16 protein-coding genes are annotated in these 17,459 nt (G+C 54.5%); 10 read left to right on the forward strand and 6 right to left on the reverse strand.

The window, feature by feature from the left end; translation table 11 throughout:
* Positions 1 to 2: 2 nt before the first annotated feature.
* From hflC to rlmB, 6 genes are all read left to right on the forward strand, one after another.
* A complete protein-coding gene (hflC, locus tag HV242_RS01860) occupies positions 3 to 1,007 on the forward strand; it encodes a protease modulator HflC (protein WP_014168314.1) in 1,005 nt (334 codons plus the stop codon).
* A 71-nt stretch (positions 1,008 to 1,078) separates the two neighbouring features.
* On the forward strand, positions 1,079 to 1,276 hold the full coding sequence (locus tag HV242_RS01865) for a DUF2065 domain-containing protein (RefSeq protein WP_050737600.1): 198 nt from the start codon (positions 1,079 to 1,081) through the stop codon (positions 1,274 to 1,276).
* Positions 1,277 to 1,380: 104 nt separating this feature from the next.
* On the forward strand, positions 1,381 to 2,679 hold the full coding sequence (locus HV242_RS01870; protein WP_025206256.1) for an adenylosuccinate synthase: 1,299 nt from the start codon (positions 1,381 to 1,383) through the stop codon (positions 2,677 to 2,679).
* A gap of 192 nt (positions 2,680 to 2,871) precedes the next feature.
* A complete protein-coding gene (gene nsrR, locus HV242_RS01875; protein ID WP_014168317.1) occupies positions 2,872 to 3,297 on the forward strand; it encodes a nitric oxide-sensing transcriptional repressor NsrR in 426 nt (141 codons plus the stop codon).
* A gap of 38 nt (positions 3,298 to 3,335) precedes the next feature.
* On the forward strand, positions 3,336 to 5,777 hold the full coding sequence (rnr, locus tag HV242_RS01880; RefSeq protein ID WP_050737599.1) for a ribonuclease R: 2,442 nt from the start codon (positions 3,336 to 3,338) through the stop codon (positions 5,775 to 5,777).
* A 69-nt stretch (positions 5,778 to 5,846) separates the two neighbouring features.
* Positions 5,847 to 6,581: a 23S rRNA (guanosine(2251)-2'-O)-methyltransferase RlmB gene (rlmB, locus tag HV242_RS01885; RefSeq protein ID WP_014168319.1), complete on the forward strand. Its 735-nt coding sequence runs from the start codon at positions 5,847 to 5,849 to the stop codon at positions 6,579 to 6,581.
* Positions 6,582 to 6,648: 67 nt separating this feature from the next.
* Here the strand turns inward: rlmB and HV242_RS01890 are convergent, their stop codons facing one another.
* On the reverse strand, positions 6,649 to 7,923 hold the full coding sequence (locus tag HV242_RS01890) for an MFS transporter (RefSeq protein WP_050737598.1): 1,275 nt from the start codon (positions 7,921 to 7,923) through the stop codon (positions 6,649 to 6,651).
* Positions 7,924 to 8,118: 195 nt separating this feature from the next.
* Between HV242_RS01890 and HV242_RS01895 the strand changes: the two genes are divergently transcribed.
* A complete protein-coding gene (locus HV242_RS01895; protein ID WP_025206252.1) occupies positions 8,119 to 9,741 on the forward strand; it encodes an isovaleryl-CoA dehydrogenase in 1,623 nt (540 codons plus the stop codon).
* Here the strand turns inward: HV242_RS01895 and HV242_RS01900 are convergent.
* The 3 genes from HV242_RS01900 to bsmA form a co-directional block, all read right to left on the reverse strand.
* Positions 9,738 to 11,669 carry a methyl-accepting chemotaxis protein gene (locus HV242_RS01900; RefSeq protein ID WP_047355591.1) on the reverse strand — a complete coding sequence of 644 codons (1,932 nt, stop codon included), beginning with the start codon at positions 11,667 to 11,669 and terminating at the stop codon, positions 9,738 to 9,740. The genes HV242_RS01895 and HV242_RS01900 overlap by 4 nt on opposite strands.
* A gap of 171 nt (positions 11,670 to 11,840) precedes the next feature.
* Complete coding sequence (gene yjfN, locus HV242_RS01905) at positions 11,841 to 12,116, reverse strand: DUF1471 family protease activator YjfN (protein ID WP_025206250.1); 276 nt, start codon at positions 12,114 to 12,116, stop codon at positions 11,841 to 11,843.
* A 148-nt stretch (positions 12,117 to 12,264) separates the two neighbouring features.
* Positions 12,265 to 12,594: a biofilm peroxide resistance protein BsmA gene (bsmA, locus tag HV242_RS01910; protein WP_025206249.1), complete on the reverse strand. Its 330-nt coding sequence runs from the start codon at positions 12,592 to 12,594 to the stop codon at positions 12,265 to 12,267.
* A gap of 137 nt (positions 12,595 to 12,731) precedes the next feature.
* Here bsmA and yjfP point away from each other — a divergent pair, with 137 nt between their 5' ends.
* Positions 12,732 to 13,454, forward strand: coding sequence for an esterase (yjfP, locus tag HV242_RS01915; protein ID WP_050737597.1), 723 nt, complete (start codon positions 12,732 to 12,734; stop codon positions 13,452 to 13,454).
* Here yjfP and ulaR read toward each other — a convergent pair.
* Together ulaR and ulaG are read right to left on the reverse strand one after the other, a co-directional pair.
* Positions 13,451 to 14,206 carry an HTH-type transcriptional regulator UlaR gene (gene ulaR, locus HV242_RS01920; RefSeq protein WP_014168326.1) on the reverse strand — a complete coding sequence of 252 codons (756 nt, stop codon included), beginning with the start codon at positions 14,204 to 14,206 and terminating at the stop codon, positions 13,451 to 13,453. The two genes, yjfP and ulaR, sit on opposite strands and share 4 nt — an antisense overlap.
* Before the next feature lie 111 nt (positions 14,207 to 14,317).
* Positions 14,318 to 15,382 carry an L-ascorbate 6-phosphate lactonase gene (gene ulaG, locus HV242_RS01925; protein WP_020882936.1) on the reverse strand — a complete coding sequence of 355 codons (1,065 nt, stop codon included), beginning with the start codon at positions 15,380 to 15,382 and terminating at the stop codon, positions 14,318 to 14,320.
* Between the two features lie 358 nt (positions 15,383 to 15,740).
* On the opposite strand from ulaG, the gene ulaA reads away from it, so the two are divergent.
* Positions 15,741 to 17,141 (forward strand): PTS ascorbate transporter subunit IIC, encoded by a 1,401-nt coding sequence (gene ulaA / locus HV242_RS01930; protein ID WP_025206247.1) that lies wholly within the window; start codon positions 15,741 to 15,743, stop codon positions 17,139 to 17,141.
* A 12-nt stretch (positions 17,142 to 17,153) separates the two neighbouring features.
* On the forward strand, positions 17,154 to 17,459 hold the full coding sequence (ulaB, locus tag HV242_RS01935; RefSeq protein ID WP_014168329.1) for a PTS ascorbate transporter subunit IIB: 306 nt from the start codon (positions 17,154 to 17,156) through the stop codon (positions 17,457 to 17,459).

Raw genomic sequence — 17,459 nt, forward strand, 5'->3', positions numbered from 1 at the left:
GGATGCGTAAGTCAGTTATTGCGATCATCATCATCGTATTGGTCGTGCTTTATACCTCTATCTTTGTGGTGAAAGAGGGCGAGCGTGGAATTACCCTGCGTTTTGGTAAAGTTCTGCGCGACAGCGAGAACAAGCCGCTGGTGTTTGAGCCGGGCCTGCACTTTAAAATGCCACTGATTGAATCGGTGAAAACGCTCGACGCCCGTATCCAGACCATGGATAACCAGGCCGACCGTTTCGTGACCAAAGAGAAGAAAGACCTGATCGTTGATTCCTACATCAAATGGCGTATCAGTGATTTCAGCCGCTACTACCTGGCAACGGGCGGTGGCGACGTTTCTCAGGCGGAAGTGCTGTTGAAACGTAAGTTCTCTGACCGTCTGCGCTCTGAGATTGGTCGTCTGGATGTGAAAGACATCGTCACCGACTCCCGTGGTCGTCTGACGCTGGAAGTGCGTGATGCGCTGAACTCCGGTTCTGCAGGAACCGAAGACGAAGTCACCACCCCGGCAGCGGATGATGCCATTGCCAAAGCGGCTGAACGCGTTCAGGCTGAAACCAACGGCAAAGTGCCGGTGATCAACCCGAACAGTATGGCTGCTCTGGGTATCGAAGTGGTTGATGTCCGTATCAAGCAGATCAACCTGCCAGCGGAAGTGTCCGAGGCGATTTACAACCGTATGCGCGCCGAGCGTGAAGCGGTAGCCCGTCGTCATCGTTCACAAGGTCAGGAAGAGGCGGAGAAACTGCGTGCGGCAGCGGATTACGAAGTGACCAAGACGCTGGCAGAATCTGAGCGTCAGGGCCGTATTCTGCGCGGTGAAGGGGATGCCGAAGCGGCAAAACTGTTTGCCGATGCCTTCAGCCAGGATCCCGACTTCTACGCCTTTATCCGTAGCCTGCGAGCTTACGAGAACAGCTTCCAGAGCAACCAGGATGTGATGGTGCTCAGCCCGGACAGCGATTTCTTCCGTTACATGAAGACGCCGGCTAACGCAACGCGATAAACTCAGGCCAGTTTGAGTATTCAAACCACCGCTCTCAACGGAGCGGTGGTTTTCTTTTATAAGGATTAAAAATGAATTCAACCATTTGGCTTGCGCTGGCCCTGGTTCTGGTGCTGGAAGGTCTTGGACCTATGCTTTATCCGAGTGCATGGCGTCGGATGATAGCCTCTCTGAGCCAGTTGCCGGATAATATTTTGCGTCGATTTGGGGGCGGACTTGTGGTTGCCGGCATCGTTATCTACTACATGTTGAGGAAAACGATTGGCTGATCAAAAAGTAATCTGGTTTGGCGTATTTTGAGGTCAAAAAGTGCTGTATATCTGAAAAAGCGATGGTAGAATCCATTTTTAAGCAAACGGTGATTTTGAAAAAAATGGGTAACAACGTCGTCGTACTGGGCACCCAATGGGGTGACGAAGGTAAAGGGAAGATTGTTGATCTTCTGACTGAACGGGCTAAATATGTTGTACGCTACCAGGGCGGTCACAACGCAGGCCATACTCTCGTAATCAACGGTGAAAAAACCGTCCTCCATCTTATTCCATCAGGCATTCTTCGCGAAAACGTCACCAGCATCATCGGTAACGGCGTTGTGCTGTCTCCGGCTGCTCTGATGAAAGAGATGAAAGGTCTGGAAGACCGTGGTATCCCCGTTCGCGAGCGTCTGCTGCTCTCCGAAGCCTGCCCGCTGATCCTTGATTATCACGTGGCGCTGGACGTAGCGCGTGAAAAAGCGCGTGGCGCGAAAGCGATCGGCACGACCGGTCGTGGTATCGGTCCGGCTTATGAAGACAAAGTTGCTCGTCGCGGTCTGCGCGTGGGCGATCTGTTTGATAAAGAGACGTTCGCTGAAAAACTGAAAGAAGTGATGGAATATCACAACTTCCAGCTGGTGAACTTCTATAAAGCTGACGCTGTTGACTACCAGAAAGTGCTGGATGACGTCATGGCGATTGCTGACATTCTGACCGGTATGGTTGTTGATGTGTCCGATCTGCTGGACCAGGCGCGCAAGCGTGGCGATTTCGTCATGTTCGAAGGTGCGCAGGGTACGCTGCTGGACATCGACCACGGTACCTATCCGTACGTCACCTCCTCTAACACCACCGCAGGTGGCGTTGCGACCGGTTCTGGTCTGGGTCCACGTTATGTGGATTACGTTCTGGGCATCATCAAAGCTTACTCCACTCGCGTGGGTGCGGGTCCATTCCCGACTGAGCTGTTTGATGAAACCGGCGAGTTCCTGTGCAAGCAGGGTAACGAGTTTGGCGCGACCACCGGTCGTCGTCGTCGTACCGGCTGGCTGGACGTGGTAGCCGTGCGTCGCGCAGTACAGATTAACTCCCTGTCTGGTTTCTGCCTGACCAAACTGGACGTGCTGGACGGTCTGAAAGAGGTGAAACTCTGCGTAGGCTACCGTATGCCTGATGGTCGCGAAGTGACCACCACTCCGCTGGCTGCGGATGACTGGAAAGGCATCGAGCCAATCTACGAAACCATGCCAGGCTGGTCTGAAACGACGTTTGGTGTGAAAGAGCGTAGCGGTCTGCCACAGGCAGCACTGAATTACATCAAGCGTATTGAAGAACTGACCGAAGTGCCGATCGACATTATCTCTACCGGCCCTGATCGTACTGAAACGATGATCCTGCGCGACCCGTTCGACGCATAATCTTCGTGACTGCTGGCCTGCGGGACAACCCGCAGGCTGGATACGCGTCGCGCCATCCGGCGAACGCTCCTCGATCTCCGCTTTTTCGCCCCGTCTGTCAAATAAATTAGCCGCTTACTATCTGGCTGGTTTATCATCATTAATGAATATCTGTGCGGTTTATCCGCGTTTTCCCTTTTTCCTGAGGTTGATGTGCAGTTAACAAGTTTCACCGATTACGGCTTACGCGCGCTGATTTACATGGCGTCGTTACCCGATGGGAAAATGACCAGTATCTCTGAGGTTACAGAGGTATACGGTGTGTCCCGTAATCATATGGTCAAAATAATCAATCAACTTAGTCGTGCCGGATACGTTGCTGCCGTCCGCGGGAAGAATGGTGGGATCCGTCTCGGTAAACCGGCGCAGAGTATTCGTGTTGGGGATGTGGTACGTGAACTGGAGCCGTTGTCTCTGGTGAACTGCAGCAGCGCGTTCTGCCACATTACGCCCGCTTGTCGCCTTAAACAGGCACTTTCTCTGGCCGTGCAAAGTTTTCTCAAGGAACTGGATAACTACACGCTGGCCGATTTGGTTGAAGAGAATCAACCACTTTATAAATTATTGCTGGTGGAATGAAGAAAATTTCCACCGGAGCTGACAACGGAGGAACCGATATGTCACATGATCCTTTCCAGGAACGCGAAGCCGAAAAATACGCGAATCCTATCCCCAGCCGCGAGTTCATCATTGAACACTTAACAAAACGCGAAAAACCCGCCAATCGTGAAGAACTTGCCGTTGAATTAAACATTGAAGGTGAAGAGCAAATTGAAGCCCTTCGCCGCCGCCTGCGTGCGATGGAGCGCGACGGGCAACTGGTCTTTACCCGCCGTCAGTGCTATGCGCTTCCCGAACGTCTTGACCTGCTGAAAGGCACCGTCATCGGCCACCGTGATGGCTTTGGCTTCCTGCGCGTAGAAGGCCGTAAAGACGATCTTTATCTTTCCTCTGAACAGATGAAGATGTGCATTCACGGTGACCAGATCCTGGCGCAGCCGCTGGGCGCGGACCGTAAAGGTCGCCGCGAAGCGCGCGTGGTGCGTGTCCTGGTCCCTAAAACCAGCCAGATTGTTGGCCGCTATTTTACCGATGCAGGCGTGGGTTTTGTGGTGCCGGACGACAGCCGCCTGAGCTTCGATATTCTGATCCCGCCTGAAGAGGTGATGGGCGCACGTATGGGCTTTGTGGTGGTGGTTGAACTCACCCAGCGTCCTACCCGCCGCACCAAGGCGGTCGGGAAAATCGTCGAAGTGTTAGGCGATAACATGGGCACCGGCATGGCCGTTGATATGGCGCTGCGTACTCATGAAATTCCTTACGTCTGGCCGAAAGCGGTTGAAGAGCAGGTTGTCGGCCTGAAAGAAGACGTGCCGGAAGAGTCCAAAGTGGGCCGCGTGGATCTGCGCGATCTGCCGCTGGTGACTATTGATGGTGAAGATGCCCGCGACTTCGATGATGCCGTTTATTGCGAGAAAAAACGCGGCGGCGGCTGGCGTCTGTGGGTTGCCATCGCTGACGTAAGCTATTACGTTCGCCCGCATACTCCGCTGGATAACGAAGCGCGCAGCCGTGGAACGTCGGTCTACTTCCCGTCGCAGGTAATTCCGATGCTGCCGGAAGTCTTGTCTAACGGCCTGTGCTCCCTGAACCCGCAGGTTGACCGCCTGTGCATGGTCTGCGAGATGACCATCTCCACCAAAGGGCGCTTAACGGGTTACAAATTCTACGAAGCGGTAATGAGCTCCCATGCGCGCCTGACCTACACCAAGGTCTGGCATATGCTGCAGGGCGATCAGGATCTGCGTGAGCAGTATGCGCCGCTGGTGAAACACATCGAAGAGCTGCATAACCTCTACAAAACGCTGGATCAGGCGCGTGAAGAGCGCGGCGGGATCTCGTTTGAGAGCGAAGAGGCGAAGTTCATCTTTAACGCTGAACGCCGCATTGAACGTATTGAGCAGACCCAGCGTAACGATGCCCATAAGCTGATTGAAGAGTGTATGATTCTCGCAAACATCTCGGCGGCACGTTTCGTTGAGAAAGCCAAAGAACCTGCGCTGTTCCGTATTCACGATAAACCGTCGACCGAAGCCATCACTGCGTTCCGCTCCGTGCTGGCTGAACTGGGTCTGGAACTGCCTGGCGGTAACAAGCCAGAGCCGCGTGATTACGCTGAATTGCTGGAGTCGATTGGCGATCGCCCGGATGCAGAAATGCTGCAGACCATGCTGCTGCGTTCCATGAAGCAGGCGATTTACGATCCGGAAAACCGCGGTCACTTCGGTCTGGCGCTGCAGTCTTACGCCCACTTTACCTCGCCGATCCGTCGTTATCCGGACCTTTCCCTGCACCGCGCGATCAAGTATCTGCTGGCGCAGGAGCAGGGTCATAAAGGTAATACGACCGAAACCGGTGGCTACCATTATTCAATGGAAGAGATGCTGCAACTCGGTCAGCACTGTTCCATGGCCGAACGTCGTGCAGATGAAGCGACGCGTGACGTGGCAGACTGGCTGAAGTGTGACTTTATGCTGGACCAGGTGGGTAACGTCTTTAAAGGCGTGATTGCCAGCGTCACCGGCTTTGGTTTCTTCGTCCGTCTGGATGAACTGTTTATCGACGGTCTGGTGCATGTCTCCAGCCTGGATAACGACTACTACCGTTTCGACCAGGTCGGGCAGCGCCTGATTGGCGAATCTGGCGGCCAGACCTATCGTCTTGGCGATCGCGTGGAAGTGAAGGTCGAAGCCGTTAATATGGACGACCGTAAAATTGACTTTAGCCTGATCTCCAGCGAGCGTGCCCCGCGTAATGTGGGTAAAACGGCGCGTGAAAAGACGAAAAAAGGGGGCAACGGCAACAGCGGTGGCAAACGTCGTCAGGCGGGTAAGAAGGTAAACTTCGAGCCAGACAGCGCGTTCCGCGGTGAGAAGAAACAGAAGCCGAAGGCCGCGAAGAAAGAGGCCCGGAAGGCGAAAAAGCCGTCCACCAAAACGCAGAAAATTGCGGCTGCCACCAGGGCAAAGCGCGCAGCGAAGAAACAGCAGGCGGAGTAATTCTCCCCCTCAACCTGACCCTCTCTCCTGCGGAGAGAGGGAAAAGAAAAGACAGAACGAGAACCATCAATGAGTGAAATGATTTACGGCATCCACGCGGTGCAGGCCCTGCTGGAGCGCGCACCGGAGCGTTTTCAGGAAGTGTTTATTCTGAAAGGGCGTGAAGACAAACGTCTGATGCCGCTGATCCACGCCCTGGAAGCACAAGGTGTCGTGATCCAGCTGGCGAACCGCCAGTTCCTGGATGAGAAAAGTGAAGGTGCCGTTCACCAGGGCATTATTGCCCGCGTTAAGCCAGGTCGTCAGTATCAGGAAAACGATCTGCCGGATCTTATCGCCGGGCTGGAAAATCCATTCTTCCTGATCCTTGACGGCGTGACCGACCCGCACAACCTTGGCGCATGTCTGCGAAGCGCAGATGCGGCAGGTGTTCATGCCGTTATCGTGCCGAGGGATCGCTCTGCACAGCTTAACGCGACGGCGAAGAAAGTGGCCTGTGGCGCAGCGGAAAACGTACCGCTGATCCGCGTCACCAACCTGGCGCGCACCATGCGTATGCTGCAGGAAGAGAATATCTGGATCGTCGGTACCGCGGGTGAAGCTGATCATACTCTTTATCAGAGCAAGATGACCGGCCGTCTGGCACTGGTAATGGGTGCCGAGGGCGAAGGTATGCGCCGTCTGACCCGTGAGCATTGCGATGAGCTGATCAGCATTCCAATGGCGGGCAGCGTGTCGTCTCTGAACGTCTCCGTGGCAACAGGTATCTGCCTGTTTGAAGCGGTACGTCAGCGCGGGGAATAAACAGCAAGGCCGTCCTGAGGACGGCCTTTCATATTTTCTGTGGGAGGGTCACCAGACGGTGAAAAACTCACTCCTCCAGTGACCGCAAATGGTCATCCTTCCTGAGCGTCATCAGCGCGAAGATACTCACTACCGCCGTCGCCATGACGTAATAAGCCGGAATATCCAGGTTGCCCGTCTCTTTAATCAGCCCGGTAATAATCAACCCCGCGCAGCCCGAGAAAAGGGCGTTCGACAGGGAATAAGCCAGCCCAAGCCCGGTATACCGTACGCGCGTCGGGAACATCTCTGAGAGCATCGCCGGCCCGGGACCTGCCAGCATCCCCACCAGACCACCCGCAATCAGCACCACCAGCGCTTTGATGGCCAGCGTGCTGGACTCCGCCTGTAAAACCTTCAGCAGCGGCAGGGCAAGGAGCAGCAGCAACGTGGTGGCGACGATCATCACCGTGCGGCGTCCGATTTTGTCGCTCAGGATCCCGGACGGAATAATCGTCAGCGCAAAACCGATATTCGAAATCACCGCAATCAACAGCGCCTGGTTAAACCCGGTATGCAGCGCCGACTGCAGATAGGTGGGCATTATCACCAGATAGGTATAACCCGCCGCTGACCAGACCATCACCCGGCCAATGCCCATCACAATGGCGTTGAGCGTGGCGACGGTATCAGCCTGAGCGGCAACCGGCTTTTCCTGCTGTTGCACAAAGCTTGGCGTCTCTTCCATACTCACCCGCAGCCACAGCGCCACCACACCCATCGGTAATGCCAGGAAGAACGGGATGCGCCAGCCCCAGTCATGCAGGGCTTCCGGTGTCAGAAGGGCAGAGAGCAGTGCGACAATGCCAGCGCCTGCTAACAGGCCCAGCGCGACGGTAAATGACTGCCATGCACCGTAGAGGCCCCGCTTGCCGCGTGGGGCAAACTCGGTCATCAGCGAGACGGCGCCGCCATACTCACCACCGGCGAACAATCCCTGCAGGATGCGCAGCAGCGTGATAATCAGCGGGGCGGCAATGCCGATGCTGGCATAGACCGGCACAATACCGATTGCGGCGGTGGCCAGCGTCATCAGCACCAGTACAATAATCAGCGTCGGTTTTCGGCCTATCCGGTCACCTATTCTGCCAAACACCACCGCGCCCAGCGGGCGGAAGAAGAAGGCGATGGCAAAGGAAGCGTAGGTGAGGATCAGGCTGGTCAGCCCCGCGTCCCCCTCAAGCTGGAAGAAGTTCTTCGCAATTACGGTCGCCAGAAAACCATAGACCGCAAACTCATACCACTCGATAAAGTTACCAATGGAGCCTGCAATTAATGCACGCTTATGCACATCCGGTTGCATAACGTTCCTCACTGAAAGGGGGGTAAGAATAAATTATTCAACAAAAGCGAATGCGCGAAATAGTTTATTCTTATGTTCTGTGAGCTATTTCACGAATGATATCAGCGGGATCGTCATCGTGTGACCTCACTCCCATGCAGCGTGCACGTGGCCTGTCCATACTTATCTTCATTGCCACTGAAGGAGGGAGACAGCATGCACTGGCAGACCCATACCGTTTTTAATCAACCTGCACCGCTCTCAAACAGCAACCTTTTCCTCTCTGATTGCGCTCTGCGTGACGCGGTTGTTCGCGAAGGCGCCGAGTGGGATATCGAGCTTCTTGCCAGCATCGGCCAGCAGTTAGGAACCGCGGAATCGCTGGAACTGGGCAGGCTGGCGAACGTTAATCCGCCGGAGTTATTACGCTATGACGCCACCGGGGAGCGACTGGATGATGTTCGCTTTCATCCCGCATGGCACCTCTTAATGCAGGGACTTTGCGCCAACCGTGTCCATAACCTGGCGTGGGAAGAGGAGGCGCGCAAAGGCGCGTTTGTCGCCAGAGCTGCACGTTTTGTCCTGCACGCTCAGGTAGAAGCGGGCACGCTTTGCCCTGTCACCATGACCTTTGCTGCTACACCGCTGCTGCAACAGGCGCTGCCCGAGCCGTTCCGTGACTGGATCACGCCGTTAATGAGCGATCGTTACGATCCTCATCTTGCCCCAGGGGCGCAAAAGCGCGGCCTGCTGATTGGCATGGGGATGACAGAAAAACAGGGCGGCTCGGACGTACTCAGCAATACCACCAAAGCGGAAAAGTGCAGTGACGGCAGCTACCGGCTTATCGGGCATAAATGGTTTTTCTCTGTGCCGCAAAGCGATGCGCATCTGGTGCTGGCCCAGGCGAAAGGGGGGCTGTCCTGCTTTTTTGTTCCACGCTTTTTGCCTGACGGGCAACGCAATGCCGTACGTCTGGAGCGGCTGAAAGAGAAGCTCGGCAACCGCTCTAACGCCAGCAGCGAAGCGGAATTCCTGGATGCGTCCGGCTGGCTGCTGGGGGAGGAAGGAGAAGGGGTACGCCAGATCCTCCGAATGGGCGGCCTGACGCGGTTTGACTGCGCGCTGGGCAGTCATGGGCTGATGCGTCGGGCTTTATCCGTGGCGCTTTACCATGCGCATCAACGCCAGACGTTTGGTAAAAACCTTATCGACCAGCCGCTCATGCGCGATGTGCTGAGCCGCATGGCGCTGATGCTGGAGGGCCAGACGGCACTGTTGTTCCGTCTGGCCCGGGCGTGGGACAGGCGTGCCGATCCTCAGGAGGCCGCCTGGGCACGGCTTTTCACCCCCGCGGCGAAATACAGCGTCTGCAAAGCGGGTATCCCGTTTGCGGCGGAAGCCATGGAAGTGCTCGGCGGCACAGGCTACTGCGAGGAGAGTGAGCTTCCCCGTTTGTACCGTGAGATGCCCGTGAACAGCATCTGGGAAGGGTCCGGCAATATTATGTGCCTGGACGTTCTGCGTGTTCTGACGAAGCAATCCGGCATCCTCGACCTGCTTGTGGATGATTTTGCCCAGGTAAAAGGGCAGGACAGGCACTTCGATCGCAGCTGGCGTCAGCTTCAGCAAAAACTGCGAAAACCGCAGGAGGCGCAGGGGCGGGAGATTACGCAGCAGCTTTTCCTGCTGGGGGCCGGAAGTCAGATGCTGCGGCACGCATCGCCACCCGTGGCGCAGGCGTGGTGCCGCATGATGCTTGATACCCGTGGCGGTACGCTGATGAGCGAGCAGGTGCAAAATGACCTGCTGTTGCGTGCCACGGGCAGGGTTGGCTAACTCTTTAGCTGGAACAGGCTCACCAGTTGGGTGAGGTGTGAGCCTTTCTCACGCAGCGTGTGTGCGGTTTGTTCGCTGCGTAGGACGCGGTCGGCGTTGATGTGCGACGCTTCGCCAATGTGGGTCATGGCCAGATTAACCTGGCCTATTCCCGCGGATTGCTCGCGGGACGCATGGTTAATCTCCGTGACCAGCTTGTTGATGTTATCGATATGCACGATGATGGAATCCATCGCCAGACGCGTTTGTTCAGACAGCGCATGGCCTTCGCTGACTTTTCTAAGCGTATCACCGATGAGCTGTTCAATCTCCTTCACCGCGTTGGCGCTGCGTCCTGCCAGCGCGCGTACTTCCTGCGCCACCACCGCAAAACCTTTTCCGTGCTCGCCTGCGCGGGCTGCTTCAACCGCTGCGTTAAGCGCCAGAATGTTGGTCTGAAAAGCGATGGATTCAATCACGCGCGTGATGTCTTCGATTCGCTTTGATGCTTCGCGAATATCATCCATGGTAGCGACAGCGTGGGTGACCGTCTCACCGCCCTGGTGTACCGCGCGCGACGTTTCGCCTACCAGTTGCTGCGTTTGTTCCATGTTGGCGGCATTTTGCTGCACGGTCGCGGCCAGTTGCTCCATGCTGGCAGACGTCTCTTCTACACTGCTGGCCTGCTTGTTAATCTGCCCGGAGATTTCTTCGCTATCGGATGCCAGCGCGTTGGTGCCCATATGGATCTCCGCTGCGGCCTCGCGCACCTGTAGAACAATTTTCTGCAGTCCCCCTCCAATACCGTTAATGGCATCGATGAGCTGACCGACCTCATCCTGGCGGGTCACGGGCAGGCTGGAGCGCAGATCGCCTGCGGCATACTGTCGGGCCAGGTGGATCACATTGCGCAATGGGCGTGTCAGTATGCGTCGTATAATGACCACAAACAGACCTGCGAAGAGCACTGACAGCACCACCCCTGCCAGCAGGAAGCGGTCGCGCATGGCGGTCACGCTTGAGAGCAGTACCGATTTATCCACTTCGCCGACAATGGCCCAGTTCCAGCCTGGCAGTGGCGTATACGCCATGGTCAGCGTGCGACCATCGGCACTGACGCGCTCCAGCGTGCCGGATTTATCACTCAACAGCTGTTGCTGGATAGCGCTATCCCACTCCGGTACTTTTCCCTCCGCGCTGGTGTGGAACAGATACTGCCCGCGCGTTTTGCCATGGCTGCGGTCCAGAACAAAGAAGTGACCGCTCTCGCCCAGTCGACGGTTGAGGATTTTCTCGCGCATGACGTTCCAGGAGTGAGTGATGTCCACACCTACAAAGATGATTGCAATGACCTGGCCGTCTGCGTTTTTAACCGGCTGGTATTGGGTGATGTAGCGCTTGCCGAACAGCAGCGCCAGACCGCGATAAACCTCGCCCCGGGTAACGGCGGCAAAGGCCGGGCTGGTGGTATCCAGAACGGTGCCCATTGCCCGCTCGCCGTTCTCTTTGCGCAGCGATGTGGCGACGCGCACAAAGTCGTTACCGCTACGCACAAACAGGGTCGAGATTGCCCCTGTCCGGCTCAGAAAATCGTCTGAAAGGGTATTGTTTTCATGTAGCCCGGTTTCCCCTCCTTTCAGGAGCGGAACGTTAATCCCGTTAATCGTCTGGGTTTGAGTGTTATCAACGCTCAGTGGCTGGGGCAAAAAGGTGGTAAACAGCCGGGTATAACTCTCGACCTCTTCACTCAGGCTGGTGTTAAACATCTGCACCATATCGACCATGCCGGTGGACTGATTATGCAGGTCTTCTATCGCGAGGGCTTCAAGCTGCTGGCTGGCTTTTTGGCTGAGCAGAAAAGTGAAAAACAGAAACAGGATGGCGACACTGGCACCGGTAAGCAGCGACAGCTTTGCACCCAGACCTGCACGACGGAAAAAGTTGATCATAAATTGCTCATCATTGAAAAGGTATGGCTTTTCAACGGCAGAGCAGAGATAACGTTTACTGGTTTAGTGTAACAAAATGTTATTTAATTGTTTTTAATTGGTTTGCTAAAAGATAAAAAATTTGCAAAAACGAAAAGCCACTAAAAGTAAGTGGCTTTTATCGGAGGGGGATTACGCGTAGAGAATGGCCTGTACCCGCCAGTGATCGATGTACTGATCTTCCTGCATCTGGATAATGCGATACCATGAAGCACCCTGCTCATCGGCCTTTAATGCAACGACACGTTCAACGTCCTGCGGGCTCCCCGAAATATTATTCACGGAGATCTGGCCAATTTCATTCAGGCCAGTCACACAATCAGCACTGGCAAATTCAGCTGACTGCGCGGTTGTGCTCACAAGACCTGCTGAGAGCAACAGTGTGGTCAAAGCAAGAGTTCGTTTCATCGTCAGCTCCATTTCACATGTCTCCGGTATCCGCCGGGCAATCCTTCGCGAATAAACTCACTTCCATTGTTGCGGGCATGGAGTTTATTGTGGACAGGAAAGTGTCTATGGACGCAAAGCAGTGTAAATGTCGTTCAAATGAAGACGATCATTGACGATACAGAATGGCCTGTGAGTACCACTGTCCCGTAATGATGGTTTCGTCGATCATAATGATGACGTAATAATCTGCTTTGGCGGCGACGGCTTGTGCCTTTATTGCTTCTTCCGCGTCATCCGGGGAGCCGCGAACCAGCGCAGAGACGGTACCCATACGCTGTAATCCTTCCGTCTGATTACGACGGATTTCCTGCGGGTGATCGGCCACCGGGGGAGCGGGTTGTGGCGTTCCCTGCAGCGCGCTACAGCCACTGAGCAGTAACATCAGCAATAAAGCAGCAAACCTGCGCATAACCATATCTCGTTTCCTGATAGCCATAGTGTAGTTGTCTGTGAATTTAGTTTTGGGGGAATGTTCCCGAAGTGTTAGCTGGGGCGTAATTTTCGAATGAAAATAGCGTGAAATCGTAACCCAGTTCTCAACATTATGAATCATTCATCATTACAGGGTCGACAATGATTGAAATTGAAATACGCCATCTGGGTGATCGTGAAATATTACACGCAACACCTGCCGGAAAACGTGAGGAACCACTGCCTGTTATAGTGTTTTATCATGGGTTTACCTCATCGAAGCTGGTCTACAGCTATTTTGCGGTGGCGCTCGCGCAGGCCGGTTTTCGTGTGGTCATGCCGGATGCACCTGACCACGGCGCACGTTTTACCGGCAACGAACAGGCGCGACTTGGGCAGTTCTGGCACATTTTGCACGGTAGCCTGACCGAGTTTGCCGGGCTGCGCGACGCGCTTTATCAGGCAGGGCTGGTGGCTGATAATCGGCTGGCCGTGGCTGGGGCATCGATGGGCGGGATGGCGGCGCTGGGGATCATGACGCACCATCCAGAAGTGAAGTCAGTGGCTTGTCTGATGGGCTCGGGCTACTTCACCTCACTGGCGAAGACGCTTTTTCCACCTCAGGCACTCACGGAGGTTGAGGCGGCGCTTGCAGAGTGGGAGGTTACCCGGGCGTTACCGCGTCTGGCCGATCGTCCTTTGCTGTTGTGGCATGGTGATGCGGACGATGTGGTCCCACCCGGAGAAACGTTCCGGCTTCAGCAGGCGCTGCAGCACGACGGGCTGGATGGCAACCTGACCTGCCTGTGGGAAGCGGGCGTTCGCCACCGCATTACGCCAACGGCGCTGGACGCTACGGTGGACTTCTTCCGCCAGCACCTTTAAACGCACAGGACGTTGACACCCTGATCTTTCAGTTTCTGGAGGATCTCAGGGTTGGCACCTTTGCCGGTGATCACCATGTCTATCTGTTCAGCACGGCTGAACAGCATTCCTGCGCGTTCGCCCACTTTGCTGCTGTCGACCAGCACAACGAGCTTGCCCACCACGTTAAGCATGTTTTGTTCTGCCATGGCGGTTAACATATCGGTTTTGTAGAGGCCATCTGCGGTCAGGCCTTTGCCACTGGTAAACATCCAGTGTCCGGCATAAAGACTGTTTTCGCTGTCCTGCGGGCTGAGCGTAATGGACTGGCTCTTGTTGTACTGGCCGCCCATGATCACCACGCTCTCATGCTCCTGATCGATAAGATAGTTGGCGAGCGGCAAGTAGTTCGTGATGATTTGTACCGGCTTTCCGCACATCTCCCGACCTAACAGAAACGCCGTCGAGCCGCAGTTGATCACCACGCTCTCGCCGGGGTTCACCAGCTGCGATGCCGCTCTGGCAATACGGACTTTTTCATCATGATTTTGCGCCTGATGAATGTTCATCGGCGTCCAGCGTGGACGCTGCTGGCTAATCGCTTCCGCACCATTGCGGACTTTTTTCAGCTTACCGCTTTCATCCAGCTTATTAATATCCCGCCGCGCTGTTGCCGGGGAAATCCCTAAACGTTCGATCACTTTCTCAACGGTGACAAACCCTGTTTGCGCCAGGAGTTCCAGTAATATTTGATGCCGTTGCGCTTCCGTCATGAGCTATTCCGATAAGAATTGATTTTAAAAGATGATATTTGAAATAGCGTGAAATTACTAAAAGAAATATGAAACCGCCAGACACACGGGTCTGGCGATGGGCCTTAATAATCAGAGGAATGACTTGAACGGCAGGTCTGGCTCAAGAGTAAAGCAATCATCAAAACCACGTGGGTAGTGATACTCGAGATTGTCTTTGTCTAGCGGCCAGGTGAACTTGCCTCCTACCTGCCAGATGAACGGCTTAAAGCCATACTTCAGGCGATCTTTTTTCATTTCCCACAGTACGCGTATCTCCTGTGGGTCAGCCTGGAAGTTTGACCAGATATCGTGGTGGAAAGGGATCACTACTTTGGTGTTCAGCGCTTCCGCCATGCGCAGCATATCGGCGCTGGTCATTTTATCTGTAATGCCGCGTGGGTTCTCCCCGTATGAGCCGAGCGCCACATCAATCTGATGCTCATTGCCGTGCTTTGCATAGTAGTTTGAGTAGTGAGAGTCACCGCTGTGGTACAGGGAACCGCCGGGCGTTTTAAACAGGTAGTTCACCGCACGTTCGTCCATACCGTCTGGCAGTACGCCTGCGGCTTTCTGATCGGCCGGAAGGGTAATCAGTGCAGTGCGATCAAAGGCATCCAGCGCGTGGATCTCAACGTCTTTAATTTTGACCACATCGCCCGGTTTCATGACGATGCAGCGCTCTTTCGGTACGCCCCAGCCGATCCATAAATCCACGCAGGTTTGCGGCCCGATGAACGGTACGTCATCGGCACAGTTTTGCATGACCGCTGCCGCCACGTTGACATCAATATGATCGTTATGATCGTGCGTAGAGAGAACGGCATCGATCTGGCGAATGGCGAACGGATCAAGAACAAACGGTGTGGTACGCAGGTTTGGCTGAAGTTTTTCCACGCCCGCCATGCGTTGCATCTGATGGCCTTTTTTCATCAGCGGGTTACCGTGACTCTGTTTGCCGGTGCCGCACCAGAAATCGACACAAATATTCGCGCCACCTTCTGATTTCAGCCAGATCCCCGTGCACCCCAGCCACCACATTGCAAAGGTACCAGGAGCAACCTGTTCCTGCTCAATCTCTTCATTCAGCCAGCTACCCCATTCCGGGAAAGTGCTCAGAATCCATGATTCACGGGTAATGGTGTTCACTTTACTCATCGTTTTGACTCCTGGTTTAATCAAAAGTAATCAACTGGTGATTTGTTGTGATTAATGCTGGCACCATTTCACGCGCATTGCAACGATCAAAATGTGTAATTTTATCTGCCTGACGTCACGGACGCTCTTCTCGCTTCTTGTTATCTTTTACCGTATTAATCATTAATTGCATGAATTATATGGAAATAATTCTACGTGGCATGCCGAAGTGAAAATCATTACTAACACCAGGGAAATAATTTGCGTGATGCGTCACAAATAATCAGATTTAATCTTGTGATGATTATTTGTGATTAATAGAGTGTTGTCACCAACCGCACAGGGATTGCCCCTCGTGTTCTCATTTCTGGAGAGAGTTATGGAGATCCTCTACAACGTCTTTACCGTGTTCTTTAATCAGGTAATGACTAATGCCCCGCTGTTGTTGGGCATCGTGACGTGCCTTGGCTATATCCTGCTGCGTAAAAGCGTCAGCGTTATTATTAAAGGCACCATTAAAACCATCATCGGTTTCATGCTGTTGCAGGCGGGTTCAGGCATTTTGACCGGCACCTTCAAGCCGGTGGTGGCCAAAATGTCGGAAGTCTATGGCATCAACGGCGCTATCTCTGACACCTACGCCTCGATGATGGCCACCATCGATCGCATGGGCGATGCCTACAGCTGGGTAGGGTATGCGGTCCTGCTCGCGCTGGCGCTGAACATCATTTACGTTCTGTTGCGCCGCATTACCGGTATTCGCACCATCATGCTGACTGGCCATATCATGTTCCAGCAGGCAGGGCTGATTGCGGTTTCCTTCTTTATCTTTGGCTACCCAATGTGGACGACCATTATCTGCACCGCGGTGCTGGTCTCGCTCTACTGGGGTATCACCTCCAACATGATGTACAAGCCCACGCAGGACGTCACCGACGGTTGCGGCTTCTCCATCGGCCACCAGCAGCAGTTTGCCTCCTGGATTGCCTATAAAGTCGCGCCGTATCTGGGCAAAAAGGAAGAGAGCGTCGAAGATCTTAAACTGCCGGGCTGGTTGAATATTTTCCACGACAATATCGTCTCTACGGCGATTGTGATGACCCTCTTCTTCGGTGCCATTCTGCTCTCCTTTGGCATTGACGTCGTGCAGGCGATGGCGGGTAAAACCCACTGGACTGTCTATATCCTGCAGACCGGTTTCTCCTTCGCGGTGGCGATTTTCATTATCACCCAGGGCGTGCGTATGTTCGTTGCCGAGCTGTCCGAAGCCTTCAACGGTATCTCTCAGCGTCTGATTCCAGGTGCGGTACTGGCGATTGACTGCGCGGCTATCTACAGCTTCGCGCCAAACGCGGTGGTCTGGGGCTTTATGTGGGGCACCATCGGCCAGCTGATTGCGGTGGGTATCCTGGTGGGCTGCGGCTCTTCCATTCTGATCATTCCTGGCTTTATCCCGATGTTCTTCTCCAACGCCACCATTGGCGTCTTTGCGAACCACTTTGGTGGCTGGCGCGCGGCGCTCAAGATCTGCCTGGTGATGGGGATGGTGGAAATCTTCGGGTGTGTGTGGGCGGTCAAGCTCACCGGTATGAGCGCCTGGATGGGCATGGCCGACTGGTCAATTCTGGCACCACCGATGATGCAGGGCTTCGCCTCCGTTGGTCTGATCTTTATGGCCGTCATCATCCTCATTGCTCTGGCTTATATGTTCTTCGCTGGTCGCTCTCTGCGGGCTGAAGAAGATGCAGAAAAACAAACAGCAGAAGTTTCTGCTCATTAAGGAGTTTCGATTATGACCGTACGTATCCTGGCTGTGTGTGGCAATGGGCAAGGGAGTTCCATGATCATGAAGATGAAAGTGGACCAGTTTTTAACCCAGTCAAACATCGACCACACGGTGAACAGCTGCGCAGTGGGCGAATACAAAAGTGAACTGAACGGCGCGGACATCATCATCGCCTCTACCCACATCGCCGGTGAGATCACCGTGACAGGCAACAAATATGTGGTAGGCGTGCGCAACATGCTGTCGCCAGCCGACTTTGGGCCAAAGCTGCTGGAAGTGATCAACGCGCATTTCCCACAGGATGTGAAGTAA

It is taken from the genome of Enterobacter sp. RHBSTW-00593 (assembly GCF_013784105.1).
In the GTDB taxonomy this organism is placed as follows: Bacteria; Pseudomonadota; Gammaproteobacteria; order Enterobacterales; family Enterobacteriaceae; genus Enterobacter; species Enterobacter ludwigii.